Source organism: Nitratireductor kimnyeongensis (genome assembly GCF_019891395.1).
Classification (GTDB): domain Bacteria; phylum Pseudomonadota; class Alphaproteobacteria; order Rhizobiales; family Rhizobiaceae; genus Nitratireductor; species Nitratireductor kimnyeongensis.
In genome coordinates this window covers 2,994,444-3,019,560 of the sequence record NZ_CP078143.1, presented here as the reverse complement: position 1 = coordinate 3,019,560, position 25,117 = coordinate 2,994,444, and the positions used below count along the sequence as shown (strand labels likewise).

The window sequence follows — 25,117 nt, the reverse complement described above, 5'->3', positions numbered from 1 at the left end:
GACCGAGCGAAGCGGTGGATAGCAGAAGCACGGCCCCACGACAAGAAGGCGTTTTGAGCCTTTCTGTGGAGCAAGCGCTTTCCGTCCCTTTCCGTCAGGCCACCCATTCACCCGAGAGCTGGGTGAGCGACGCAGGCACATAGCCGTCGAGCCCGCCGAAGAACTGTGCCAGCTCGACCGTGTCGCCCGCCGTCAGCACCGCCATCACGTGAAGGTGCAGGGCCGCCTCCGAACCATCGACCGCGAGACTGGCCACATCGCTCGCCACCAGAGGCGCGCAAAGGTCGCCTGCCCCATTCAGAACCAGCTTTGCCTTGAGGACGGAAGGAACATTGGTGCCGTTCTGTTTCCAGCCGACCACCGCTCCGAACCGATAAAGTCCATCGTCGGGTGCGGTAAAGCGGTTGGACCCCGTGTCGAACGCCAGTTGGTCATTTGCCACCGTATTGTTGATCGCCACGGTCTGCCATGTGTCGGCGGCGATGTACTGATCGTAGTTGATGAAGCCGAGAAATTTCGGATTGGAGGGCAGTGTGACGTGGCCGGAGCTCTCGTCGGTCACAATCGCATCCTTGAACGCGGCACCGTCATCGGAAACGGCAAGCCGCCAGCCATCAGAGCCGAAGAGCCCCATCATCGCGCGGGTGCTGAACCCGCTTTGCAAAAGCAGACCGACATCGCCGGCAGGCCCTTCCTTGTTCATCGTGTAGAGCAGGCTTCCCGTGCCACCTTCCGCCACGTAGCGGGCCGTCCAGAGCGCCTTGTCGAGCTTTGCGGAAAACGGGTTTACGGCATCGGCGCTCGTGCCAAGCCCGAACAGGGCTGCATTCTGAATTTCGACACCGCTTTCGGGTACGCCGTTGATCGGCAGCCAACCCGTGCCGTCGAAGACCACAAGACGCTTTTCATCCACGACCCAGGCGCGCCAGCCGGCGACGGGCGCAAGCCTTTCCCATGCACCGTCAACAAAATACGCGATTTCGCCTTCCCAGCCACTCCAGGCTCCCAAGGCAGCGGCCCCCACGATATAGCATGCACCATCGTCCGGGGTGTCAGGTGGCGTGGAGAGATCGCGGTCGCGGACGGCAAGATGGACCAATCCGTCGAGCAGGCGAATGGCTTCGTTGTGTGTCACATGCTTCTGCGCCTGCGAGGGCATGATATAGGGAAGGTTGAGATTTGCAGTCTGTTCCATGGCGGCCCGTTCCTTGTGAGAGCAAGAGTCTAGTGGAGCCGGGGCGCGCGGGGATAAACTTGCCGCAGAGCGTTGCAGCTTTCCCCGGCAAAGGAGGCAAAGCACATTCACTTTTGGCTGCTTTCACGGCTTGCCCTGGGGGAAAAAAGCTTGTCGGGGTAGCGCCCTCTCCCCATGGATGCGGCAAATCCACCGATGGCCCTATTGCCTACACCCGGCGTCAACGTTTCCAATCTAATCTCGGGGCAATCTAAGTGGATGCGTGCTGAAACGGCGACGACGTTTCAGCCATTCACGGTCATGGCAACACGTTTGATACGATGATGGCGGGGTGGTTTGATGTTTGTACCGGTGATCATGGCGGGCGGAATGGGAACGCGGCTGTGGCCGGTTTCGCGCGAACACTATCCCAAGCAGTTTTGCACGCTCGTCGGCGATACCACCATGTTGCAGCAGACGATGGCGCGCCTTGCCGGCCTCGATTGCGCAGCACCCCTTACCGTGTGCAACGAGGAGCACCGCTTTCTCGCCGCTGAACAGCTACGGCTGGCCGGCATCGAGAAGTCGCCTATCCTGCTTGAGCCGATGGGCCGCAACACGGCACCGGCCATCACTCTCGCCGCCTTGCAGGCGACGGCCAAGGGGGAAGACCCGCTGCTTCTGGTCATGCCCGCAGATCACCTCATTCAGAATGTACCTGCATTCCACGAAGGCGTGGCCAAAGCACAGATTCTCGCCAATGAGGGCCGGCTGGTGACATTCGGCATCGTCCCCACCAGTCCCGAGACCGGTTTCGGCTATATCCGTCGTGGCGAGAGGATTGGCGAAACCGGGTTTGTCGTTTCGGGTTTCGCGGAAAAGCCCGATCTGGCAACCGCGCAGGCCTATCTGAAAGATGGTGGCTATGACTGGAACAGCGGCATGTTCATGTTCCGAGCCAGCATATATCTGGACGCGATTCACACCCATGCTCCGGCGATCCTCGACGCTTGCAAGGCAGCCATGGCTGGCGTGGAAAGCGACGACTATTTCCTCAGGCCGGAGCGTGAGGCGTTCAAGGCCTGCCCGGCCGATTCCATTGACTATGCGGTGATGGAAAAGACCGACAGGGCGGCTGTCGTCCCGCTCGACGCCGGTTGGAATGACATCGGTTCATGGTCCGCCATATGGGAAACGCAGAGCAAAGACGCCAACGGAAATGCTTTCACGGGCGACGTACTGCAGGTTTCGTCCAAAAACTCGATCGTCTCCGCCCAGAAGCGTCTCGTCGCCATCGTTGGCGTCGAAGATCTGGTCGTGGTCGAGACGGCTGACGCCGTTCTCGTCGCCCGGCGCGATGCAGTGCAAAACGTGAAGGAGATCGTCGGACAACTCAAGGCGGCAAACCGCACCGAGCACGTGGATCACCGTCGCGTCTACAGGCCCTGGGGCGACTACGATTCCATCGATTTCGGCAATCGCTACCAGGTCAAGCGGATCACCGTGAAGCCGGGTGCAAGACTTTCGGTTCAGAAGCACCATCATCGGGCCGAACACTGGGTCGTGGTGCGGGGCACGGCAAGAGTGCTGAAGGGCGAAGAGACCATCATGCTGACCGAGAATCAGTCGACCTATATTCCGCTGGGCGAGATCCATGCGCTGGAAAATCCGGGCAAGATCCCGTTGGAACTGATCGAAGTGCAGTCAGGCTCCTATCTGGGCGAAGACGATATCATTCGACTGGAAGACCGCTACGGTCGCACCTGAAGCAGCGGCCATCGGCCAACGTTTCGACAAGCAGTCCTGCGGCCTTAGATCAGAGGCGGTGCACCGGCCCGGTAGACGCAACGCTCCCCGGCTCCTGCTCCGCGTCGGACAGGCGCGAGGTTCCGTTCGACAAAAAGAGCCCGACAACCAGAAACATCATGAAGACCGTGTCGAGAATGTCGTGACCGAATATGAGGTTCACGCTGCCCCCGCCGGCATAGACCACTATCAGCATCAGCAGCAGGGTTGCGCCCAGGCGCGCCAGAGGGTCCTGCCTCTGTTTCAGGCTGCGCACTGCCAGAACGGCTATCAATGCGAACATCGCGAAGATAGCCAAGCCGGCTACGATGCCCGACTCAACGACGATGGTGAGAAATCCATTGTGAAAATGCGTAAAACCCACTTTCAGCCCGAAATCATCAAGCAAACGCTGATGAATGAGCGCCGTCACGTTCTGCATCCCATGCCCAAAAACCGGGCTTTCCGCGAAAAGCTGCGCTCCCGTTTTCCACAGCGCGACGCGCAAGCCGACAGAGGTGTTGTAGTATCCACCCTCCGTCAGCCTCTCCACGTTGTGCCAGAGCGTTTCGAACCGGTCCAGGATGAGCCCGGAAGCCAGAACGGCAACCACAATGACAAACCCTGCAAGCGCTAGGATCCGCCCCTTCAGCAGGCTCGCAACGAACCGGCGGAAAATGAAAAGCTGAACCAGTGTGAGGACGATCATCAACACCCACACCGAGCGTGATCCAGACAAGGTCACGGCAGCAAAAGCGGCAACGAAAGCAATGCTCAGCAAAAACGGGCGCCGATTTTCGAAAGCGAGTGCCCCCGCCAGGCAAGACAGCCCTGCTAGGCTGGCCACATCGGCAAACACCAATGCATTGCCTGCACCGCCCTCAGCCCGCATGTCCAGAAAGATAAACTGGACGAGTGCCAGCACCAGCGCGCCGAAGCTCGCGATCGCACAGCCAGCGAGAAGCGCATGAGCGACTTCTTCCCTGTCCGATATGGTCCAGACCGAGTAGGAGAAGGGAAACAGAAGAAATGTGGAGAGAGGTAGAAGTTTGTACGCCATATCGAGCGTCGGCTCATTCGCGAGGAACGCAACCAGGTTGGCGGCGACATAAACCAACATCAACAGAGCGATCCACCGCATCGCGGTGTCCGGACTCAAACGGCGCCGGCCGGAAAGGATTTCGAAGGCACACCAGAGTGCCCCACCATGCCACATCACGCTGGCAACCGACCCAACGACCGGCGGCATGGAAAACACCGCCAGAGTGAAGAGCCGATTGATCCAGCGATACGTCATTCCCGGTTCCGTCTTGCGAGTTTGTTTTCCCAGTTGAGCGCGTGCTCCACGATTGTGTTCAAATCATCGAAGCGTGGCTTCCAGTCCAGTTCTTGCCTGCACCGCTCGGCTTCGGCGACGATCGCCACTGCGTCGCCCGGCCGGCGCCCTGAAACACGCACCTCGAAATCCTTCTGGGCCACATCCTTCACCGCATTGATGACTTCGAGCACCGAATAACCGTTTCCGTAACCGCAATTGGCAACGAGGCTGCCTTTTCCATTACGCATGCGCTTGAGCGCAAGATAATGCGCGTTCACAAGATCGGAGACATGAATGTAGTCGCGAACGCAGGTCCCATCCGGCGTATCATAATCCGTGCCGAACACTTCCATGTGGGGGCGCTTGCCCGTGGCAGTCTCGCACGCGACCTTGATCAGGTGGGTCGCGCCTTTCGTGGATTGACCTGTGCGCTGTTCGGGATCCGCCCCTGACACGTTGAAATAACGCAGCACCGTGTAATCGAAATCATAAGCAGCCGCACAATCGCGCAACATCAGTTCGGTCATCATTTTCGATGTGCCGTAGGGTGATTCCGGCCGCAGTTCCGTGTCCTCTCCCACTGGAAAGTGTTTCGGGCTGCCATAGACCGCTGCCGTGGAGGAGAAGATGAAGTGCCGCACGCCGCACCGGACAGCACTCTCGATGAGGCTGCGGGATTTTACCGTATTGTTGAGGTAGTAACCCAGCGGATCCGATACCGATTCAGGAACGATAATGGATCCGGCGAAATGGATGATCGAATCGACTTCGTGCTCGCGAATGACATTCTCCACCAGCTCCTGGTCGGCAATGTCCCCGACAACCAGGGTCGCAGCTCCTGCCACCGCCCAATCGAAGCCGGTGCTCAGACGGTCAAGAACGACAACCTCTTCCCCATGATCCAGCAGTTCCCATACCATGTGGCTGCCAATGTAACCGGCCCCACCGGTGACCAAAACACTCATTCTCGTCCCCTCAAGAAATCGGGCCAGACATCACCATCCGGCCCGACACAAACAGGTTTCTTTGTCTACAAGGTCTCGAAGGCTTAGCGCCCTGAGCCTCCCAGACCGCGCAGCAAGGCCCACGCTGCCGGCATGAAACAGGCGGCAAGGGCCACCTTGATCAAGTCGGGCAGGATGAACGGCGCGACGCCGAACTGCCAGGCATTTTCCGCGCCGATAAACCCGGCAAGCCAGGCAAATCCAAGGGTCATCATAGCGAATTCAGCCACCAGCATTGCACCGCCAAGCTTCAGCGGGTTGTGGTCCCAACCCCGGTCGGCGGCCCAGCCGGCAATTGCCGCCATTGCCACAAACCCGAGCAGATAGCCGCCGGTTGGCCCCATCATGTAGGCAAAGCCGATTCCCTTTTCTGGCGTTCCCTGAAACACGGGAAGTCCCATGGCGCCTTCAGCCATGTAGAGGAGAAGCGTCGCCACACCGAGGCGCATGCCGAACGTCGCGCCAATGACGAGAACAGCGAGTGTCTGAAGGGAAAGATCGACCGGCCCAAGCACGACACGGGTCTTTGCCGAGAGGGCGAGAATCAGCGTCCCGCCGATGGCGAGGAACAGCTGCGTGATCAGCCGCTGCGTGGCATTGTGCGGAAGTGACCGCGAAACGAGGGATTTTGAGGCGATAGCGAGCGACATGGCTCCTCCATTCAGGCTCTTTGCGAAATATTGCGCGTTCCTTCTCCTATAGAAGCTTCCATGATATGCGGCAACCTGAATGCGGCTTCGTGCCGTGCAGTCCTCACTGTTTCCGGGCAACCTGCCAATGGCTCTCGAATTTGAAACGCGTTTCGACCCCGCCTATGGCGAGGCGATCCATGTGGCGGCGGATGTGTTGCGTGTTACGGTCAACAATCCGAGTGCCTTTACCTTCCACGGCACAAACAGCTACATCGTCGGGAAATCCACCCTCGCCGTTATCGACCCGGGACCCGAGGACGAAGCCCATTTGAAGTCACTTCTCAAGGCTATCGATGGAAGGCCGGTCAGCCATATCTTCGTCAGCCATACACATCGCGACCACTCGCCACTCGCCGCAAGCCTGGCGCGCGAAACCGGAGCGCTCGTCTGTGCAGAGGGCCCGCACCGCGCTGCCCGGCCACTGAGGATCGGTGAGACCAATCCGCTGGATGCAAGTGCGGATACGGACTTTGCACCGGACCACGCGCTCGCCGACGACGAACTTGTCGAGGGCGACGGCTGGGCCATTCGGGCCATTCATACACCCGGCCATGCGGCCAACCATGCCGCGTTTGCGCTTGAAGGCACCGGTATTCTCTTTTCCGCGGATCACGTCATGGCCTGGGCGACTTCCATCGTCGCACCGCCCGATGGAGCCATGTCGGACTACATGGCCTCGCTTGACCGACTGCTGGCGCGGGATGACACTGTGTTCTTTCCCGGTCATGGTGGCAGGGTGAAAAACCCGCAGCGCTTCATGCGTGGATTGAAGGCCCACCGCAAAATGCGCGAGCGTGCAATTCTGGATCGCGTTACGCGCGGAGACCGGACAATCCACGAGATGGTCGGTTCCATATATCGGGACACGGATCCCAGATTGCATGGGGCAGCGGCGCTTTCGGTGCTCGCTCATCTGGAAGATCTTGTTGCGCGTGGCGCGGTGAAGACGCAATCGGAGCCATCCATCGAAGCTGTCTACCTGCCTGGCTGATGCCGCCTCTGGCTAAATTGCGGCCAGCAATGCCATTCTTTCGTCGAGCTCGTTGAGAAACCGCTGGATGCGAGCAGCATTGTCCCCCAGATCATGACGTGCGTAGCGCGATGTGGAGCGCATATCCACAAAGGTAGCCGTCTGATCGTCTTCGATGCGAATTGCAACGTCTGCCGGAAATCCCAGGAAGAACGAATGAGCCAAGCCTTCCAGGGAGCTGCTGCCGCCAGCCAGTTGCTGGCCTTGCGGCCCACGGGGCTGCCATCCTCTGTCCTGCATCATGGAACGCACCACCTCAAGAACCTTGTCGGCCGTGTGTTCATAACGACGCCCGGCAACTTCAGGGTATGCTGCTTCCTGCAGCGCGCGATCCTCTTGGGAAATGCTCGTCGCAACCGCATTCATGCCTCCCCTCCGCGCAGCCACCGCGAATGGCATTTCTGGAGGATGATCGAGGTCGGTGGAGATGTCGATCAATCGCGGATGCCCCACAAGACGGAGCGCCGAAACCCCATAGGGGGCGAGCGCTATGGCGGCAATCAATATGCCGGCACTGGCGACCGAGGCACCCGACGAACCGTGCTCCCATATCTGCACCAGCGCGATCACACCAAGCGCCAGACCGGCAAAGGCAAGCATGCCGCTGATCCCGAGCAGCCAGAAGAAGGGAACCGTCTCCACCAGACCGAACCGGTGTCCGGCTCCCGACACGGCAAGCAACACTGCCGCAAACACTGCAAACCTGAGACTCCACGGAGCGGCCGGTGCTCGTTGCGGTACCAGAATTGCGTTCATGTGATGGACCATGCCTGTCTTGCAGCGGACGATAGGCCCTCTTAACGCAATGCGCGCCAACGGGAAATGTGGTTGGTGTATATTCCTTGAAGTTGCAATCTCTTGCGCCGTTTGGCTGCGAAACTGATTCAACCCCATCTTCGACCCCATATTCGACCCCATGACATGTGAGATCCCATGCAACGTTCTGCCCGCGAAAGCGTTTGGTTCTGTGAGGATAACGCGCCACATTCCGGCCATGCTGACCAGCAGAATGAAACGGGCGGAGGGAGTGCGTGGGTGAAGGTTGTGAGGTTCCGCCATGCAAACAGTGCTTCCAGAACACGATAAAACAACGTCAAGCTCGCTGGAACTGGTTGAGCTGGAGCTCGCTCTAAAGCATCAGGATTTCGTCGATCTCGGTTTCGAAGGTGCCGTCCGACAGGCGCTGGGGCAGACAAACGGACGCTTGCTTTTTCATATGCGGCTCGACGGAATGAACGATTGCGACTGGGTGGCCGCTGTCGTTGTGGAGGAGCACGACGAGCCCGCCTATGCTCTTGTCGTGCAACGGTCGGGCGGCGGCTCGCTCGAGGTTGAGGACATCGAGCGGAGCGACCTGCCGGTAGCCCGGATTGTCAACGCCTATGCTGGTCTCATGACAAGTCTGAATGGTGCGCAGTAGTGCAGCACATCGCGTAGCAAGACGTCGCTCCTTGGCGAGGAGTGTGCGGAAATCGACAGCCTTCCCTCCACATGGAACGGTCGTCTTGATTGACCATCGAAATCCGTCACCGTTCTGACAGATGGACCCGGCATAGCAGTGAGATCGCAGTGAGGAAGAACGCGAAAATTCTGTGCGAAAGCATGTGCTCGGACGTGCTTTGCATCCCTTTCATGGGCATCAATTTTGCGCGCCTCATGCAAACCCGGCCAAAACCCACTGCCCCTATAAGCTCGACGCCACCGATTGGCGACTGACCTGCGCAGGCGAGCCTGACGGCGGTATGGTGCCGGCGCGTCTACCTCCTACGAAGCTCTGGATGTCAGTGAGCACGGCGCATTTCACGCCGAACTCGCTGATATCGAAGAACGCTAGGCGCTGGTCCTGGCTTCGCTGATCGCAGCCTGAGCTGCAGCCAGTCTCGCAATTGGAACGCGGAAGGGTGAGCACGATACGTAATCGAGCCCTACGCTCTCGCAGAAGCGGATCGAAGCGGGATCGCCCCCGTGTTCTCCACAGATGCCAAGCTTGATTTCAGAGCGAGCCTGCCGCCCCTTGGCGGAGGCAATCCGAACCAGTTCGCCCACACCGTCCACGTCAAGAGAAACGAACGGATCCTGCTCGATGATGCCGCGCGCACGATAGGTCTCCAGGAATGAGGCAGCGTCATCCCGGGAAATGCCGAACGTGGTCTGGGTGAGATCGTTGGTCCCGAAGGAAAAGAACTCCGCGCCGGCGGCGATTTCATCCGCTCTGAGAGCAGCACGTGGCAATTCGATCATCGTCCCCACGAGATAGTCAAACGTGACGCCCCGCTCCTCCATAACCGTTTTGGCGACCGCGTCGACGCGGTCCTTCACGAAGGTGAGCTCCGCGGAGATACCCACGAGCGGCACCATGATCTCCGGCACCACAGGCTTGCCGGCCTTTTCGGCTGCATCTGCGGCTGCCTCGAAGATGGCGCGCGCCTGCATCTCCGCAATCTCCGGATAGGAGATTGCAAGCCGGCAGCCGCGATGGCCGAGCATAGGGTTGAATTCGTGCAGTGCTTCGGTGCGCTGGCGCAGCTTGTCTGCCGAAACACCCATTGCCTCCGCCACCTCGGCGATTTCTTCCTCGGTCTTGGGCAGAAACTCATGAAGCGGTGGATCAAGCAGTCGGATGGTAACGGGCAGCCCCGCCATGACCTCGAAGATTTCAGCAAAATCTGAACGCTGCATGGGCAGAAGCTTGGCAAGTGCCGCGCGCCGCGCGCTTTCGGTATCCGCGACGATCATCTCGCGCATCGCAAGAATGCGGCCATCTTCAAAGAACATGTGCTCGGTGCGGCAAAGGCCGATGCCTTCAGCGCCGAACGATCGCGCAGTGCGGGCATCCGCCGGCGTTTCGGCATTGGCGCGCACCCGCATGCGCCGCGCCTCGTCCGCCCAACCCATGATAGTGGAGAAATCGCCCGAAAGTTCCGGCTGCAGCATGGGCACGGAGCCTTTCAGAACCTGCCCTGTCGATCCGTCAATGGTGATGACATCGCCAGCCTTCAGCATCTGCCCCATGGCCAGGAGCACACCTTTCTTGTGGTCCACGCGCAGGGAGCCGGCGCCTGAGACACAGGGCTTTCCCATACCGCGCGCGACCACCGCCGCGTGGCTCGTCATGCCGCCACGCGTGGTCAGAATGCCTTCCGCGGCATGCATGCCGTGAATGTCTTCCGGGCTCGTTTCCACCCGCACGAGGATCACCCTGCGGCCTTCGGCCTTCGCTTCCTCGGCAGCCTCCGAAGAGAACACGATCTCGCCGGTGGCAGCTCCCGGGGAGGCCGGCAGCCCCATGCCGATGATGTCGCGCGGGGCGGAAGGGTCGATGGTGGGATGCAAAAGCTGGTCGAGCGATGCCGCGTCAATACGGCTCACCGCCTCTTCCCTCGTGATCAGGCCCTCATTCGCCATGTCGACCGCCACCTTGAGAGCAGCACTCGCCGTGCGTTTTCCCGAACGGGTCTGCAGCATCCATAATTTGCCACGCTCGATGGTGAATTCCAGGTCCTGCATGTCGCGATAGTGCCGCTCCAGCGTATCGGCGATCTGGATGAAACTTGCGAACGCCTCCGGCATGAGCTTTTCAAGCGAAGGCTTGTCAGAGCCGGCAGCGAGCCTGGCCGCCTCGGTGATATTTTGGGGCGTGCGGATGCCTGCCACCACGTCCTCGCCTTGTGCATTGACGAGGAATTCGCCATAGAGCGCCTTTTCACCGGTGGACGGGTCGCGCGTGAAGGCCACGCCGGTCGCTGAATCCTCACCCCGATTGCCAAACACCATGGCTTGCACGTTCACTGCCGTGCCCCAGCTTTCGGGAATGTCGTGCAGCCGGCGATAGGTCACCGCACGCGGGTTCATCCAGGAGGAGAACACCGCACCCACCGCGCCCCAGAGTTGCTCGTGCGGGTCCTGCGGAAACGGCGCGCCCAGCTCGGTTTCGATGCGCCGCTTGTAGAGCACGATGATGCTCTGCCAGTCCTCGGCGGAAAATTCCGTGTCGACCTCATAGCCAAACCGCGCCTTTTCCTCTTCGAGTATCTCCTCGAAGACATCATGGTCGAGCCCGAGAACCACGTTGCAGTACATCTGGATGAACCGGCGATAGCTGTCATAGGCAAAGCGCGCGTCGCCCGCCTCCGCGGCAATCGCCTCAACCGTTGCATCGTTGAGGCCCAGATTGAGCACCGTGTCCATCATGCCGGGCATGGAAGCTCGGGCGCCTGAACGAACCGAAACCAGAAGCGGCTGGTCAGCATCGCCAAATCGGCGGCCAGCCACACGCCCTACTTCTTCGAGAGCAGCCTCAACCTGTGTTTTCAGATCGTCCGGATAGGTGCGGCCATTCGCATAGTAGTGGGAGCAAAGTTCGGTGGTGATCGTAAAGCCAGGCGGCACCGGCAGCCCCAGGCTGCACATCTCCGCAAGATTTGCACCTTTGCCGCCGAGCAGATTCTTGTCGCCCGCGCTGCCTTCGGCACGCCCATCGCCAAACACATAGACCCACTTGGTCATGCTGCATTCCCCTTCCGGTCGGTTTGCCGGCGCTGGAACCCTTTTTGCACCGGCCACGGGACGCAGCGATAAGCGGCAGCGCGCGCCAAGGCAAGGCCGGCTTCCGCGCCATCCGCCGCTTTATCGATTGAAGACAATATTTTTTCAGCCAGCAATATCAGGGCGGAGCGGCAGGGCCTTTCGCACGATGCGAGGCGACGATTGCCCGTCGCCTCGTCTGGGCCGTGCTGATGGGAGATCAGGCGGTGGCTATAGCAGTCCGGGGGCGAACGCCGACAAAGATCATGACCGCCGCCAGAAACAGAACAATGCTTGCAGCACTGAACACGCCGTATGCGCCGCTGGCGTCGAAAATCAACCCGCCGCTGGCTGCTCCAAGGGCGATCGCAAGCTGGATGGCAGCCACCAGCAGACCGCCGGCACTTTCGGCCTGATCGGGCACGGTGCGCGCCAACCATGTGGACCAGCCAACCGGAACAGCGCCGAAAGCAAGCCCCCAGAACGCAATTATCATTGCATTCGCCGCAGGCATGGATCCGACCGAAATCAGCCCAAAGCCTAGAATGCTCAACACCAGCGGAACGATCATCAACGTACGGCGCAAACTCCGCTCGACTAGAAAACCGCCGAACAACGAGCCCAGAAAATTGGCAAGACCAAAGCCCAACAGCATTCCGGAAACCGCCGTGATACCTGCCTCCGTGATGTTTTCGAGATGCGGCCTGAGGTAGGTGAAGAACGCGAAGTGGCCGGAAAAGACCAGCATCGCCGACAAGAGGCCCACTCCAACGCCCGGCCGCACCAAAACATCGAGCAGCGTGCGAAGCCGGGTTGTCGAATTGGGAGCTATGGCCGGCAGCGTCGCAAACTGGACCACGAAGGTGATGACGCCCAGCCCGGTCCCCAGCAGAAAGACACTGCGCCAACCGAACATGTCTCCCACATAGCTGCCGACAGGCGCGGCAATGATGGTGGCGGCGGCCACGCCGCTGACGATCATCGACAGCGCCCTCGGCACCAAAGGATCCGGCACCAGCCGCATGGCGACCGCCGTCGACATGGTCCAGAAACCACCCAGACCGATACCGAGGAGAATGCGCCCTACGAGCAACACCGTGATGTTGGGTGCAAAAGCCACCATGAGGTTCGAAGCCATCAGCGACACGGTGAAGCCGAGCAAGAGATGCCGCCGATCAATGTTACGCGTTGCAGCCGAAACCAGCAGGCTCGTTATCAGCGCCACCACGGCCGTGGCTGTCACCGCCTGGCCGGCCATCCCTTCCGAAACTTCCAGTTCCTGGGCCATGGGCGTCAAAAGGCTTGCGGGCAGAAACTCAGCCGTCACCAGTCCGAACACGCCAAGCGCCATGGAAATCACCGCTCCCCAGGCTGGCGACCGACTTGCCTGGGCGCCGGTCCACTGCGGGACATCGTCCATCTGTCATTCCTTTCACAATGCAAAAACTGTTGTGCAGTGCAAAAGAAATAGACTGGACTTTCCAGACGTACCATGCCAGAAAATCCGAAATGCTTGATCGAAACGCCGAAAATTCATCGACGCGCACCAATCCCGATCTGGTCAGTGATCTATTGATGGGGATGCGGCTTTACGGGCTCGAATACAATCGCACCCAGGTCTCTCCCCCTTTCGGCCTTCGGTTTCCCGCCATCGAGGGGCGCGCTCAATTTCATTTCGTGGGCCGGGGTCCGGTGCATCTGCGCGGCCCCGGTGAGGCTATTCATGCTCTGGATACAGGCGATGCGGTTCTCCTGCCGCGCGGTGGCGAGCATTCTCTCGTCTCTGATACAGAGCTGAAGTGTCAGTGCATCACGGAGTTTCAGCCGAAGGCGCTTTGCAGGGACGTCAGTGAGATCGTGACCCGATCGAATGAGCGAGACCCGTCCTCCAATGTCCTCATCTTCTCGGGCTGCATGGAGTTCGATCTGGGAAGCATGCATCCGCTTGTCGCCCTGATGCCGGACGTCATGCGCGTCAACACATTGCTAAAGCGCTACCCGGAAATCCTTCCGATTCTTGATGCCATGGAGCGCGAAGCGAAAGAAGACCGCGCCGGCTTTGCAGGCATCCTTGCCCGGCTCGCCGATGTGGTTTCTGCCTTTATCGTGCGCGCCTGGGTGGAGTGCGGCTGCGGCGGGACCAGTGGTTGGGTGGCAGCCTTGCGCGATCCGCGTCTGGGGCGTGTCATTGCAGCTCTTCACCGCGATCCCGGCCGCGACTGGACGGTGGCTGAACTGGCCGCCGAGATGGGCAGTTCCCGGTCCGTCTTCGCAGACCGGTTTCAGGCCATCACGGGCATGACACCGGTCCGGTATCTGACAGAGCTCAGAATGCGGCTTGCCGCGCAGTGGATCAGCCGTGAAGGCATGCCCATAGAGACGGCCGCTCAGCGGTTGGGTTATGGCTCCCAGGCCGCATTCAGCCGCGCCTTCAAGCGCATCATAGGAAAGCCGCCTGGCGCCATGCGCGTCGCCCGCCCCCGAACGCAATCCGCTCCTACTGGCGATCAGCCTCCTGCTCCCGCACCGTAAGGCCCGCGAGGCGAAGAGTGGCATCGTCCATCGTCCCGCCGCACCACCGGGCGAGAGCCGAGGAAAAAAGGTCTTCCCCCTTCCGCGAGACCAACGCGAAGAGTGTCATGCACGAACGGAATTTTTGATCGTCCGGACGTCCGAGGATGGCTGCCAAAGACTGACCAGATGCCTTCAACACCACGGTTGTCGCCTCCTGCAGGCGCGGCCCCAAAACCGGATGCTTGAGATAAGCGCGGGCTTCCTCCAAGGAGGAAATTCCGTAATAGGTCGCGTTCCGCGACCGTCCAAGACCACGCAGCTGTGGAAACACAAACCACATCCAGTGGGTTTGCTTGCGGCCAGAGCGCAATTCACGGAGTGCGGTCTCGAACACACCCTCCTGCGCCTCGGTGAAACGCTGCAGATTAAACGGATCCCTCACCATCTCAGCCCTGCCGCACGCTTTGTCGCACGACCACTATAACCTTTTTCCAAGCTAAGACGGGCGCTGTAACCTTGCCAACAGTGCAGACGTCATATAGAACAAAATAAGAACATTGGAGGACGCCATGCGCAAGACCGGAAAACTGGACTATATCGAAATGCCCGCCGGCGGCGGCAGCATTGACAGCGTGAAGGCTTTTTATGCCAATGCCTTTTCGTGGTCGTTTACCGATTATGGGCCCGGCTACTCGGCTTTCAACGAAGGTTTGGATGGCGGTTTCGACGGCGATCCGCAGGGCAACGACAAACCGCTTCCCGTGCTGTTTTCCGAAGACCTCGAGGCCACTCTCAAATCGGTCGAGGACGCGGGCGGCAAGGTCGTGAAACCGATCTTTTCATTTCCTGGCGGCCGTCGCTTTCATTTCATGGACCCGGCGGGCAATGAATTGGCGGTCTGGAGCGAGACATGACCACGACGATTATTGAGCGGCTGGGGGAGAGCAGGCACTGCCGGCATGAAACCGCCGTGCGCACAGAGATGCTAGCCTGCCTCGCGCAGGCGCTCGGCAGTTTCGAGATCGACGGAAACGAGCTGGCTGACGCCCTGCTCGGCCATGGTCACGCCGAAGAGCCGGTTCATGCGAGCCATGGTGATCGGATTGTGCGTTATGACCACAAAGCGCGTGTCTGTTGAAGCGGCCATCTCGTCCATGAGATTGCAGAAGCGCTCCACATTGTGATCGTCGAGCGGAGCGTCCACCTCGTCCAGTACGCAGATGGGAGCTGGATTGGTCAGGAAAACGGCGAAGATCAGCGCCATGGCGGTGAGAGCCTGCTCTCCACCTGACAGGAGCGTCATGGTCTGAGGACGCTTGCCCGGAGGGCGGGCGAGGATCTCAAGTCCGGCCTCGAGCGGATCGTCGGACTCGATCAATTGCAACTCTGCCGTACCGCCGCCGAAGAGATGCGTGAACAGCCGCTGGAACTGTTCGTTGACTACATCGAAGGCGGCCAGCAGGCGCTCGCGGCCTTCCCTGTTCAGGTTCTGAATTGCGTGGCGCAGTTTGCGGATCGCCTCGATCACGTCTTCCCGCTCCGCGACAATGGTGCCGTGGCGTTCCGTCAGCTCCGTCTGCTCTTCCTCGGCGCGCAGATTGACCGCGCCGAGCCGTTCCCGTTCCATCTTCAGCCGTTCCAGCCGGCGTTCCACTTCCGCGATCTCCGGCATTGCCTCGTCGGGTTCCAATTCGGCCATCGCCAGGACCTTGTGAGGGGGAACGCTCAACACTTCCTGAATGCGGGCCTCGGCCTCTTTGCGCCGCTCCTCGGCGGCCGTCACACGTTCTTCGGCACGGGCTCTGGCTTCGCGCGCGGAAGAAAGCGCCTGGATGCTCTCGGTTGCACGCTTGTCCAGCTCCGCCTGTCGGTTTTCAGCTTCCTGCAGTGTGTCGGCGGCTTGCCTGCGCACGGCTTCCGCCTTTGCGATCTCCGATAGCAGAGAACGGCCGCGCGCTTCGATTTCTTCCGGCGCTTCAGCCAGCTCTTCAAGTTCGGCTTCCGTGTCGGCGCGCCGCTGGAGAAGGGCTGCGGTGTGGCGGTCCGCATTCTCCGCACGCGACTGCCAGCTTCGCCGCTCCGCAGCGATCGCCTCCAGACGCCGTCGGCGAGCTTCGGCCTCGCGACGCAGTCCTTCATAGGCCGCGCGTGCCTCGGCGACCGCCGCACGCTTGGCAGAAACCTCGGCAGACTGGCGCTCAAGCTGTGCCTGGAGTTCGGTGAGGTCCGGTGCACCTTCAAGAGCTTCTTCCGCCGCCATCGTCGCGGCCACAGCCTCTTCATGGTCTTCGACCACCCGGCTGCGTGCCTCATCAAGGCTCATGCGCCGGCTTGAGAGCTCGCCAGCCGCCTTTTCGGCGCTAGCCAGTGCCTCGCGCGCCCTGCCGAGCGCGGCCTGCGCTTCACGCGCCTCTTCGCGCGCGCGGCGCTCGCCTTCCACCGTGCTCTTCACGCCCTGTTCGGCATCAGCCAGCGCGGTCTCGGCAGCACGAAGCAGCGCCGTTGCCTCAACCACTTCGCCATCGAGTTCGGTGAGGCGATTCTTTTGCGCCAGTCGCTGTGCCGCCGCCGTCGGTGCATCGGCGCTGGCGCGATATCCATCCCAACGCCACAAAGCGCCGTCCCGCGCGACCAACCGTTGACCGGGCTTCAGCATTTTCTGCAGCCGCGGTCCATCATCGGCATCCACCACACCGATCTGTGCCAACCGCCGCGCAAGCTGTGCGGGCGCTTTCACCACAGAGGCCAGCGTCATCACGCCATCGGGAAGGGCCGGATCATCCGCTGCAATCTCCGAAGGCCCCCAATAGACGGGCGCCGCACTGTCGAGTGGCACATCCAGGTCTTCGCCCAATGCGGCACCCAACGCCGTCTCGAACCCGCGCTCAACGCGCAATTGTTCCAGAACCGCCGGGAACAGATCCGACCCACCGGCATTCAAAATCTTCCGCAGGGTCTGCGCTTCCGTTTCCACCCGGCCAAGTTCGGCCCGAGCTTCCTGTAGGGGTGTACGGGCAACTTGCTCCGCCTCGCGGGCTGCCGCAACGCGCTCCTCGCTTTCGCCAACCGCCACTTCTGCCAGTTCAAGGCGCTCAGCCGCTTCCTCGACAAGCATGCGGTTTTCGGCAGGGTCCGGCAGTCCGGCTATTCGGCTGGAGATTTCTGCAAGTTCGGCATCCATGTTGGTGATCTGCCGCGCCAGCCGGTCACGGCGCTCGGCCTGTTCGCGGATTGCGCGCTCGGCCTGTTGGCGCATGGCAGAAGCCTCTGCCTTCTCCGCCGTCAGCCGCGAGAGCAGGTCTTCGGCGGACGAAAGGCCTGAAGAAACCTCCTCAAAGGTATTCTGAAGCTCGGCTTCACGACCTTCGGCACCATCTTCGGCTTCTTTGAGCGCCTCTTCCTCTTCCGCCAGGCGCGCCAGTGCGTCGGCATTGTCGCGCACCATCTGCTCTTCGCGTGCCACATCGGCGTTTAACTGGTCGATGCGCTTCGTCAGTTCCTGCATGCGCGCTTCAACGCGCTTGGCTTCGTCCTCGACCTGTGTACGGGCGATGGTCAGCCTTTGCAGTGCAGCAGCGGCCGCCGCTTCGGCATCGCGCAATGCGGGAAGCTTGTGCGCACCGACTGCCTGCGCCTTTGCCGCTTCCATCTGGCCGCTGGCGTTTTCACCCACCATGGACGTCGCTTGCGACAACGCGCTTTGGGCCTCGGCTTCCTGCGCCTTGGCGGACGACCAGCGCAGATGCAGCAGGATCGCCTCGGCCTTGCGCACTTCAGCGGAAAGCTTCTTGAAACGCGAGGCCTGGCGCGCCTGACGCTTGAGGCTTTCAATCTGGCTGTCGAGTTCACTCACCACATCATCGAGCCGCTCGAGATTCTGTTCGGCAGCGCGCAACCGAAGCTCCGCCTCGTGACGGCGGGAATGGAGCCCGGAAATGCCGGCTGCCTCTTCCAGGAGCGCACGGCGCGCCTGAGGCTTTGCCTGGATCAGCTCACCAATGCGCCCCTGCCCCACCATGGAGGGCGAGCGCGCACCAGTCGACTGATCGGCAAAAAGAAGCTGCACGTCGCGGGCGCGCGCCTCCTTGCCGTTGATCCGGTATACGGAGCCCGCCTCACGCTCGATCCGGCGCGAGACCTGCAATTCATCCGCATCGTTGAAAGTGGCCGGCGCCGTGCGATCGGCGTTGTCGAGAAAAAGCGTCACCTCGGCCGTGTTCCGCGCAGGGCGTGTTCCCGAACCGGAAAAGATCACGTCGTCCATGCCGGAAGCGCGCATGTTCTTGTATGAGCTTTCGCCCATCACCCAACGCAACGCCTCCACGAGATTGGATTTCCCGCAACCATTCGGACCGACAACCCCCGTCAGCCCGTTCTCGATGACGAACTCGCTCGGCTCGACAAAGGATTTGAACCCCAGAAGACGCAGCTTGGTGAATTTCATGCTGGCCTCGCCCTGACCAGAACGCACGAAAGCGGCGGGCACTCGTGTTGCCCGCTCAGGCATGCCGTCGATGATCGCCGACACCTAGTCAATCGACATGGCTCCCGAGTGCTTCCTCCCATTGATGAAGAATTTGGGAACAGCCTCGTTCTCCGGACGCCCCAATCCCCAATTGCGCACTTCCCTGACTTCATCCGGAAGGCTGCGGCCCGTCAAGCAAGCTTCAATGTTCTCTGGCCAGAAACCCACATATATGGCGGTTTTCAACAGGATAGACCGTTTGCGCCCGGCCTGCTTCCTTGAGCCGCGAGCGCATTCGAGGGCCTGAACGGACCGCAAAACGCACGACACCACCGGCAAAGACGGTGGTGTCGGTGATCTTGGTTGCTTTCAGGCTTATATCAGAGCATCCCGTCAATGACGGCCGAGATCTCCTCGATCGACATCGCGCCGGAATACTTCTTGCCGTTGATAAAGAAGGTCGGTGTCGCATCGACCCCGAAATCGCTGGCGCCACGGGTCCGAACGGCGCGAACCTTGGTGAGAAGCTCCTGATCCGTCAGACAGGCTTCGAAACTTTCCTGCGTGAAGCCGGCCAGCTTTGAAATCTTCAACAATGCCGATTGCGCATCCTGCACAGGAGCCCAGTTGTTCTGCTGTTTGAAGAGCACGTCGACCATCGCGAAATATTTGTCGTCAGAGCAACGCGCCAGCATGAAGCCCGCTTCCGCACGCGGATCGAACGGGAACTCGCGGAGGATGAAGCGCACCTTGCCTGTTTCGACGTATTTCTTCTTCAGTTCCGGGTAGGTGCGCGTGTGGAATGTGGCGCAGTGGCTGCAGGTCATCGATGCATATTCGACGATCGTCACCGGTGCGTTCGCATCGCCAAGAACCTTGTCCTCCAGCGCGCCTTCTTCCAGCAGCTTGTCCATATCGACCGTTCCGCTGGAGGGCGGCGCCTCGACCGCGGATGTCGTGATCGGATCGGTTTCAGGTGCCGCCGCTTCCGCCTGCACATTGCTGTCGGAGCAAGCGGCCAGTCCCAGCCCGAGCGCCGGCAGGGCGGCCATGGAAAGAAGGAGTTTGCGGCGCTGGATCAGTTCGGACATGAAATCTCACCTGTTCGTCTTGAAGTGTTACCTGCGATATCGCCACAATGAGGGCGTTTCGGGCGAATTTGGGTCAAGGGCGCATTTTTCTGAAGCAAGCGTCCCATCACGTTTTGGTGATTGTGGCTCATTTGCGTCGGCCGAGGATACTCGCCCCCAGCTTTTGCAGAGACTGGCGCAGTTCCTCGTCATCCACACCAGCCACGAGTGCGTCGATATGCGCGCTCTCCGATCCCGTCAGTGGACGGGCGGATGGCCTTCGGCGGACCTGCGGCTGCGCAACGGGTTTCTGCAGGATCTTGATCCGTCCGACCGCGGCGAAGCCGAGAAAGGCATTCACACGGGCTATCACCTCGCCCGTCTCGTGCTGCAGGCGCAGCGCTGCCGCCCCCTCGCAGGCGATCACCAGCGTGGCCGGTTCAAACGGGTCATCCTCGTGGCGACGACGCGGCCATGCGAGCTTCTCGGGTCGTGTGCTGAGCGCCAGCCGCTCGCCCACGATGTCGCCCCAGCACTGGACAAGCTCGACGGAAAGCCCCGCGCGCTTGCGCATCACCGGATCGAGAATGCCGGTGGCAAGATCGCTGACAGCGACGGGATTGCCCGATTGCCTCTTCCCTGTCATGACATGAAGTCTCGAATTGATCCGCAACGCATATTGAGTTCCGCTCCAGTATGGCACGCAGGGAAGCGTCGGTCACCGACGCACAGGCTTCTTCGACCGATTTTTCGTCTCCGCTGCTTGCGTGGTATGACCGCCATCATCGGAGCTTGCCCTGGCGCACCCCGCCGGACGAAACCAAACTCGGCGTTCTGCCCGATCCCTACCGCGTCTGGCTCTCGGAGGTCATGCTTCAGCAGACCACCGTCGGCGCGGTCAAGCGCTATTTCGAGGCCTTCACCGATGCATGGCCGACCGTCGAGGCTCTCGCCGCCTCTCATTCCGATGAGGTGATGAAGGCATGGGCCGGCCTCGGCTATTATTCACGCGCACGCAATCTGAAAAAATGCGCGGAGACTGTCGCCAGCGAATATAGTGGTCGCTTTCCCGATACGGAAGCCGGCCTCAAGGCGTTGCCCGGGATTGGCGACTACACGGCCGCAGCCATCGCGGCCATCGCGTTCAACCGACCAGCTGCCGTGGTCGACGGCAATATCGAGCGCGTCATCACACGCCTTTACGCCATGGAAACACCACTGCCGCAGGCCAAGCCAGAGATTCGCGCTCTGGTCGCAAAAGCCATGCCGCAACATCGACCGGGCGATTTCGCCCAGGCCATGATGGATCTTGGCGCCACCATCTGCACACCACGCAAGCCGGCCTGCGTGCTTTGCCCTATCACCGAGGACTGCGCAGCGCGGCGTAAAGGCATCGCCGAGCGCTTCCCCCTCAAGGCTCCCAAAAAAGAAAAGCCCACACGGATCGGTGCGGCGTTTGTCGCCATGCGTTCCGATGGTTCGGTGCTCCTGCGAAAGCGGCCCGCTTCTGGCCTTCTGGGTGGAATGGCGGAGGTTCCCGGCAGCCATTGGACGGCGCGGCAGGATGGCGTGAGCGACGTGACCGCCGCCCCCTTCCCGGCCGCATGGCGCCCATCCGGCTCGATCCACCACGTCTTTACACATTTCGCGCTGGAACTTTTTGTTTTCAAAGCCGAGTTTCCCAGGACCGCTTCGCCCGGAGATGGTTGGTGGTCTTCCCCCGACGCGCTTCCAGGCGAAGCGCTGCCCACTGTCATGAAAAAGGTCATCGAGGCTGCGATACCCGGGGCCACGAAGAAAAGCCGCAAAGGATAGAACCGCATGAGTGACATTAGACACGTCGTCTTCGACATCGGCCGGGTGCTGATCCACTACGATCCGGAAATCCCCTACCGTCACCTGATTCCCGACGATGAGCAGCGACGCTGGTTTCTGGAAAATGTCTGCACCGGCGACTGGAACGTAGAGCAGGATCGCGGACGCACATGGGAAGACGCCGAAGCACTGCTCATTGCCGAGCATCCGCAAGAAGAAGAGAATATTCGCGGTTTCCGGCGCCACTGGCACGAGATGGTGCCGCATGCCTATGACGATTCGGTCGCCATTCTCGAAACGCTCATCGATGATGGCCATGACGTGACAATGCTGACCAATTTCGCTGCCGACACGTTCGTGGAGGCGCGCAGGCGTTTTGCCTTCCTGAACAGGCCGCGCGGCGTCACCGTTTCAGGCGAGATCGGACTGATCAAACCGGACCGCGCGATCTACGACACCCATGTCGAGAGTTTCGACCTGGAACCGGCAGCGACACTGTTCATCGACGACAGCGAAAAGAACGTGGTCGGCGCACAAGAAGCGGGCTGGAAGGCCGTACATTTCACTGGCGCAGAGAAGCTGCGCAAGGACCTTGTCTCTTACGGCTTCGTCGTCTGAGAAGCTCGCTTCCAGCGCCATCATGCAATGATTCACGAAAGCGCTTTATTCCTTTGATTGAAGGCGCATTTCACGGCTCCGGGATGGGGTTCCGGAGCCGTTTCCATGTCGCGCTCAGGCAGCGACGCCCTGCATGTTGTCACGCATGATCTGGCGCAGGCTGTCGATCGGCTTCAGGCTGCCCTCTTCCTCGAAGTGCCAGAAGGTCCAGCCATTGCAGGCCTCCAGCCCCTGAACCCGCGCGCCGATACGATGGATCGAACCCGCCTCGTTGCCGATGGCAATCGTGCCGTCAGCCCGCACATTGGCGCTCCAACGGCGCTTGGAATCGTGCAACTGCGTGCCCGGCTGCATGAGACCTGCGTCAAGAAGACTGCCGAACGCAACGCGTGGTGCAGCGCGCTTGGCCTGCATCTGTGCGAGATCCATATCCTCCAGCGGCTCAACTCCGGCGATGCGGGCGCTTGCAGCCTCGATATAGTCATCCTGCCGTTCGATGCCGACGAAGTGCCGGCCAAGCCGCTTGGCCACAGCGCCGGTCGTGCCAGAACCGAAGAAGGGATCCAGCACCACGTCGCCCGGCTTGGTCGAGGCCATCATCACCCGCGCCAGAAGCGCTTCCGGCTTCTGCGTGGGATGCAGCTTGCCGCCATCCTCGTTCTTCAGGCGTTCCTTGCCTGTGCAGATCGGGAAAAGCCAGTCGGACCGCATCTGCACATCGTCATTGGAAGCCTTCAACGCTTCATAGTTGAAGGTGTAGCTCTTGGATGATTTGTCGCGCGAGGCCCAGATCATCGTCTCATGCGCGTTCTGGAACCGGCGCCCGCGGAAATTCGGCATCGGATTTGTCTTGCGCCAGACAATGTCATTGAGCAGCCAGTAGCCCAGATCCTGCATCACCGTGCCGACCCGGAAAATATTGTGATAGGAGCCGATCACCCAGATCGTACCGTTGGGTTTCAGGACGCGGCGCGCTGCCAGCATCCATGCGCGGGTAAAGGCGTCATAGGCGGCAAAACTGTCGAACTGATCCCACTCATCGTCAACCGCATCGACCCGTGATTGGTCCGGACGGTGAAGGTCCCCGCCAAGTTGCAGATTGTAGGGTGGATCGGCAAAGATCACATCGACCGATTTTTCCGGCAGACGGTCAAGTGCGGCGACACAGTCCCCCTTGATGATCGTATCGAGCCATTCGGCCTTTTTCGGTTCGGGTGCAAGCTCATCGATACGACGCACGGCGGACATGGACTGACCTCTAACTCGGACTGTTTACCTGCCGTTATGGTTACGGAAGATGGTAAATATTCCGTAAGGGCGATGCGGATTTGCGGCTCATGAGAAGCTGTGCAATCTTCCCCTACGTCAACTACTATCCACGGAGACCCGGCATGATCCGCACCCGCTTGTTGAGCGTTCTCGCAGCCTTGCTTTTTGCCCTTCCCGCAATGGCCACAGGCAAGACAATCATTGTTCTGGATGGCTCCGGCTCCATGTGGGGCCAGATCGACGGGACCACGAAGATCGAGATCGCGCGCCAAACGCTACGCGAGGTTATGGACCGGTTGCCGCAGGACACCGAGCTTGGGCTTGTCGCCTACGGGCACCGGGAAAAAGGTTCCTGTTCCGACATCGAGATCGCCATACCGCCCGCAACGGGCACGGCAGGCGCCGTGGCCGATTTTGCCGACAGTCTGAACCCGAAGGGCAAGACGCCGCTTACCGATGCTGTTCGAAAGGCTGCGGAGGAACTGCGCATCGAGGAGAATGCGGCAACGGTCATCCTCGTCACCGACGGGCTTGAGACCTGTGATGCCGATCCCTGCGCCCTCGGCCGCGAACTGGAAGCTTCGGGTGTCGATTTCACCGCCCACGTGGTTGGCTTCGGACTGTCGGACGAAGAGGGACAGGAAGTGGCCTGTCTGGCAGAAAACACGGGAGGCCTTTATCTCAAGGCCGATGATGCGGGCCAGCTTGCCGAAGCGCTGCAAACCACCGTCGCCAAGGCTCCTGAATCGGAGCCCGAGCCAAAACCCGAACCGGCCCCAGTCGAATTCAATGTGCGCGGGATCGCCCGGCTTTCGCAGGATGGCCCCGACATGGCCGAAAGTTCGGAAGTGCGCTGGGATTTCGTCCCGCTTGGCGAGAATGGCCAACCCGCCGACCGGAGTGCAGCAGGCGGCTATCGCGGCATGTTCGCAGCCAGCGTTCCGCCCGGCAAATATCGCGCGAAAGCAAGGCTCGGGCGCATTGATTTCGAAACCGATGTCGAACTGACCGCCGATGCCACGACGGATGTGGTCGCCGTGCTTGATGCCGGCCTGGTCGAAATCACCCCCAAACGCACCCCTGAAGACACCGATGCCGACCAGAGCGCGCGCGTCGATGTGCACTTCGACGGCACGAAGGACGGCGGCTATGGCCAGACCCGCGTCTGGGCGAAGGCCGGTACGATCAAGGTTACCGGGCGGATTGCCCAGGCCACCGCCGAAGAAGACCATCAACTTGTCGCCGGCGAGACCCTCACGCTCGATCTGATCATCGGTTCCGGACTTGTTGTTCCCACCGCTATTTACACGGAAGGCGGGCCGGAGGTGGAAGGCAACGCCATCCGTTTCGAGGTTCTGGAGGCGAAGGCCGACATCAACGGAAACCGCAAGACGCTTGCCGGCCAATACGGCCCCGGCAAGCAGGGCATGGATGTCCCGCCCGGCGACTACATGCTTCATGCAAGGCTCGGCAAGGCCGAGGCGATGACGCCTATCAGCGTCAAGGCAGGCGAACGGATCGAGCCAATTGTCAACATCAATGCCGGCGTTCTGGCCGTCTCTGCTCCCGGCGCCTACAGGATCGATTTTCTTGAAGGAAAGAAAGATCTGCAGGGCAACCAGAAGAACCTGAGTGGCAGTTATGACGTGGAAGCGCAGGAGACCTTCCATCCGGGCGAATATGAAGTGCGCGTTCGCTATGAGGGGGACAGGGCGGAAGAAAGCCGGAAGGCAACCGTAGCCGCAGGGGAGCGCACGGAGGTTGTCATCGAATAGGAGCCGAGGCATGGCAGCTGTGGAGTTGTCTTGGGGCGTTATAAGGGCTATGCCCCCATCTCCC

The 25,117-nt window shown here is 60.7% G+C and carries 20 protein-coding genes; 8 read left to right on the top strand and 12 right to left on the bottom strand.

The window, feature by feature from the left end; genetic code table 11:
• Positions 1–94 precede the first annotated feature (94 nt).
• The gene (locus KW403_RS14340; RefSeq protein ID WP_223020135.1) at positions 95–1,195 is read right to left on the bottom strand and encodes a DUF2793 domain-containing protein; all 1,101 of its coding nucleotides are present in this window, start codon (positions 1,193–1,195) and stop codon (positions 95–97) included.
• Positions 1,196–1,534: 339 nt separating this feature from the next.
• Between KW403_RS14340 and KW403_RS14335 the strand changes: the two genes are divergently transcribed.
• Positions 1,535–2,941, top strand: coding sequence for a mannose-1-phosphate guanylyltransferase/mannose-6-phosphate isomerase (locus tag KW403_RS14335; protein WP_223020134.1), 1,407 nt, complete (start codon positions 1,535–1,537; stop codon positions 2,939–2,941).
• A 49-nt stretch (positions 2,942–2,990) separates the two neighbouring features.
• Here KW403_RS14335 and KW403_RS14330 read toward each other — a convergent pair whose 3' ends face one another.
• The 3 genes from KW403_RS14330 to KW403_RS14320 form a co-directional block, all read right to left on the bottom strand.
• On the bottom strand, positions 2,991–4,256 hold the full coding sequence (locus KW403_RS14330) for an O-antigen ligase family protein (protein WP_246637792.1): 1,266 nt from the start codon (positions 4,254–4,256) through the stop codon (positions 2,991–2,993).
• Positions 4,253–5,242, bottom strand: coding sequence for a UDP-glucose 4-epimerase GalE (gene galE / locus KW403_RS14325; RefSeq protein ID WP_223020133.1), 990 nt, complete (start codon positions 5,240–5,242; stop codon positions 4,253–4,255). Before galE ends, KW403_RS14330 begins: the two co-directional genes overlap by 4 nt.
• An 83-nt stretch (positions 5,243–5,325) precedes the next feature.
• A complete protein-coding gene (locus KW403_RS14320) occupies positions 5,326–5,931 on the bottom strand; it encodes a biotin transporter BioY (protein WP_223020132.1) in 606 nt (201 codons plus the stop codon).
• 127 nt (positions 5,932–6,058) lie between these two features.
• On the opposite strand from KW403_RS14320, the gene KW403_RS14315 reads away from it, so the two are divergent.
• Positions 6,059–6,964, top strand: a complete 906-nt coding sequence (locus KW403_RS14315) for an MBL fold metallo-hydrolase (protein ID WP_223022575.1) — start codon at positions 6,059–6,061, stop codon at positions 6,962–6,964.
• A gap of 12 nt (positions 6,965–6,976) precedes the next feature.
• On the opposite strand, the gene KW403_RS14310 is transcribed toward KW403_RS14315, so the two are convergent.
• The gene (locus tag KW403_RS14310; protein ID WP_223020131.1) at positions 6,977–7,759 is read right to left on the bottom strand and encodes a DUF1499 domain-containing protein; all 783 of its coding nucleotides are present in this window, start codon (positions 7,757–7,759) and stop codon (positions 6,977–6,979) included.
• Between the two features lie 301 nt (positions 7,760–8,060).
• Here KW403_RS14310 and KW403_RS14305 point away from each other — a divergent pair, with 301 nt between their 5' ends.
• A complete protein-coding gene (locus KW403_RS14305) occupies positions 8,061–8,423 on the top strand; it encodes a hypothetical protein (RefSeq protein ID WP_223020130.1) in 363 nt (120 codons plus the stop codon).
• A gap of 410 nt (positions 8,424–8,833) precedes the next feature.
• Here the strand turns inward: KW403_RS14305 and ppdK are convergent, their stop codons facing one another.
• Both ppdK and KW403_RS14295 read right to left on the bottom strand, forming a co-directional pair.
• Positions 8,834–11,509 carry a pyruvate, phosphate dikinase gene (gene ppdK / locus KW403_RS14300; RefSeq protein WP_223020129.1) on the bottom strand — a complete coding sequence of 892 codons (2,676 nt, stop codon included), beginning with the start codon at positions 11,507–11,509 and terminating at the stop codon, positions 8,834–8,836.
• 238 nt (positions 11,510–11,747) lie between these two features.
• The gene (locus KW403_RS14295; RefSeq protein ID WP_223020128.1) at positions 11,748–12,947 is read right to left on the bottom strand and encodes an MFS transporter; all 1,200 of its coding nucleotides are present in this window, start codon (positions 12,945–12,947) and stop codon (positions 11,748–11,750) included.
• 89 nt (positions 12,948–13,036) lie between these two features.
• Here KW403_RS14295 and KW403_RS14290 point away from each other — a divergent pair, with 89 nt between their 5' ends.
• Positions 13,037–14,059: an AraC family transcriptional regulator gene (locus KW403_RS14290; RefSeq protein ID WP_223020127.1), complete on the top strand. Its 1,023-nt coding sequence runs from the start codon at positions 13,037–13,039 to the stop codon at positions 14,057–14,059.
• Here KW403_RS14290 and KW403_RS14285 read toward each other — a convergent pair.
• Positions 14,025–14,486 (bottom strand): DUF1810 domain-containing protein, encoded by a 462-nt coding sequence (locus tag KW403_RS14285; protein WP_378596143.1) that lies wholly within the window; start codon positions 14,484–14,486, stop codon positions 14,025–14,027. The two genes, KW403_RS14290 and KW403_RS14285, sit on opposite strands and share 35 nt — an antisense overlap.
• 124 nt (positions 14,487–14,610) lie before the next feature.
• Here KW403_RS14285 and KW403_RS14280 point away from each other — a divergent pair, with 124 nt between their 5' ends.
• Entirely contained in the window at positions 14,611–14,955 is a 345-nt protein-coding gene (locus KW403_RS14280) for a VOC family protein (protein WP_223020126.1), read from the top strand.
• A 71-nt stretch (positions 14,956–15,026) separates the two neighbouring features.
• On the opposite strand, the gene smc is transcribed toward KW403_RS14280, so the two are convergent.
• The 3 genes from smc to KW403_RS14265 form a co-directional block, all read right to left on the bottom strand.
• A complete protein-coding gene (gene smc / locus KW403_RS14275) occupies positions 15,027–18,485 on the bottom strand; it encodes a chromosome segregation protein SMC (RefSeq protein WP_223020125.1) in 3,459 nt (1,152 codons plus the stop codon).
• Between the two features lie 401 nt (positions 18,486–18,886).
• Positions 18,887–19,597, bottom strand: a complete 711-nt coding sequence (locus KW403_RS14270) for a DsbA family protein (RefSeq protein ID WP_223020124.1) — start codon at positions 19,595–19,597, stop codon at positions 18,887–18,889.
• Positions 19,598–19,724: 127 nt separating this feature from the next.
• The gene (locus KW403_RS14265; RefSeq protein ID WP_223020123.1) at positions 19,725–20,222 is read right to left on the bottom strand and encodes a DUF721 domain-containing protein; all 498 of its coding nucleotides are present in this window, start codon (positions 20,220–20,222) and stop codon (positions 19,725–19,727) included.
• Between the two features lie 50 nt (positions 20,223–20,272).
• On the opposite strand from KW403_RS14265, the gene mutY reads away from it, so the two are divergent.
• Positions 20,273–21,391, top strand: coding sequence for an A/G-specific adenine glycosylase (gene mutY, locus KW403_RS14260; protein ID WP_223020122.1), 1,119 nt, complete (start codon positions 20,273–20,275; stop codon positions 21,389–21,391).
• A 6-nt stretch (positions 21,392–21,397) separates the two neighbouring features.
• Positions 21,398–22,009 carry an HAD family hydrolase gene (locus KW403_RS14255; RefSeq protein ID WP_223020121.1) on the top strand — a complete coding sequence of 204 codons (612 nt, stop codon included), beginning with the start codon at positions 21,398–21,400 and terminating at the stop codon, positions 22,007–22,009.
• Positions 22,010–22,123: 114 nt separating this feature from the next.
• Here the strand turns inward: KW403_RS14255 and KW403_RS14250 are convergent, their stop codons facing one another.
• On the bottom strand, positions 22,124–23,257 hold the full coding sequence (locus KW403_RS14250; protein WP_223020120.1) for a site-specific DNA-methyltransferase: 1,134 nt from the start codon (positions 23,255–23,257) through the stop codon (positions 22,124–22,126).
• A 143-nt stretch (positions 23,258–23,400) separates the two neighbouring features.
• Here KW403_RS14250 and KW403_RS14245 point away from each other — a divergent pair, with 143 nt between their 5' ends.
• Complete coding sequence (locus tag KW403_RS14245) at positions 23,401–25,053, top strand: vWA domain-containing protein (RefSeq protein WP_223020119.1); 1,653 nt, start codon at positions 23,401–23,403, stop codon at positions 25,051–25,053.
• The last annotated feature ends 64 nt before the right edge of the window (positions 25,054–25,117 follow it).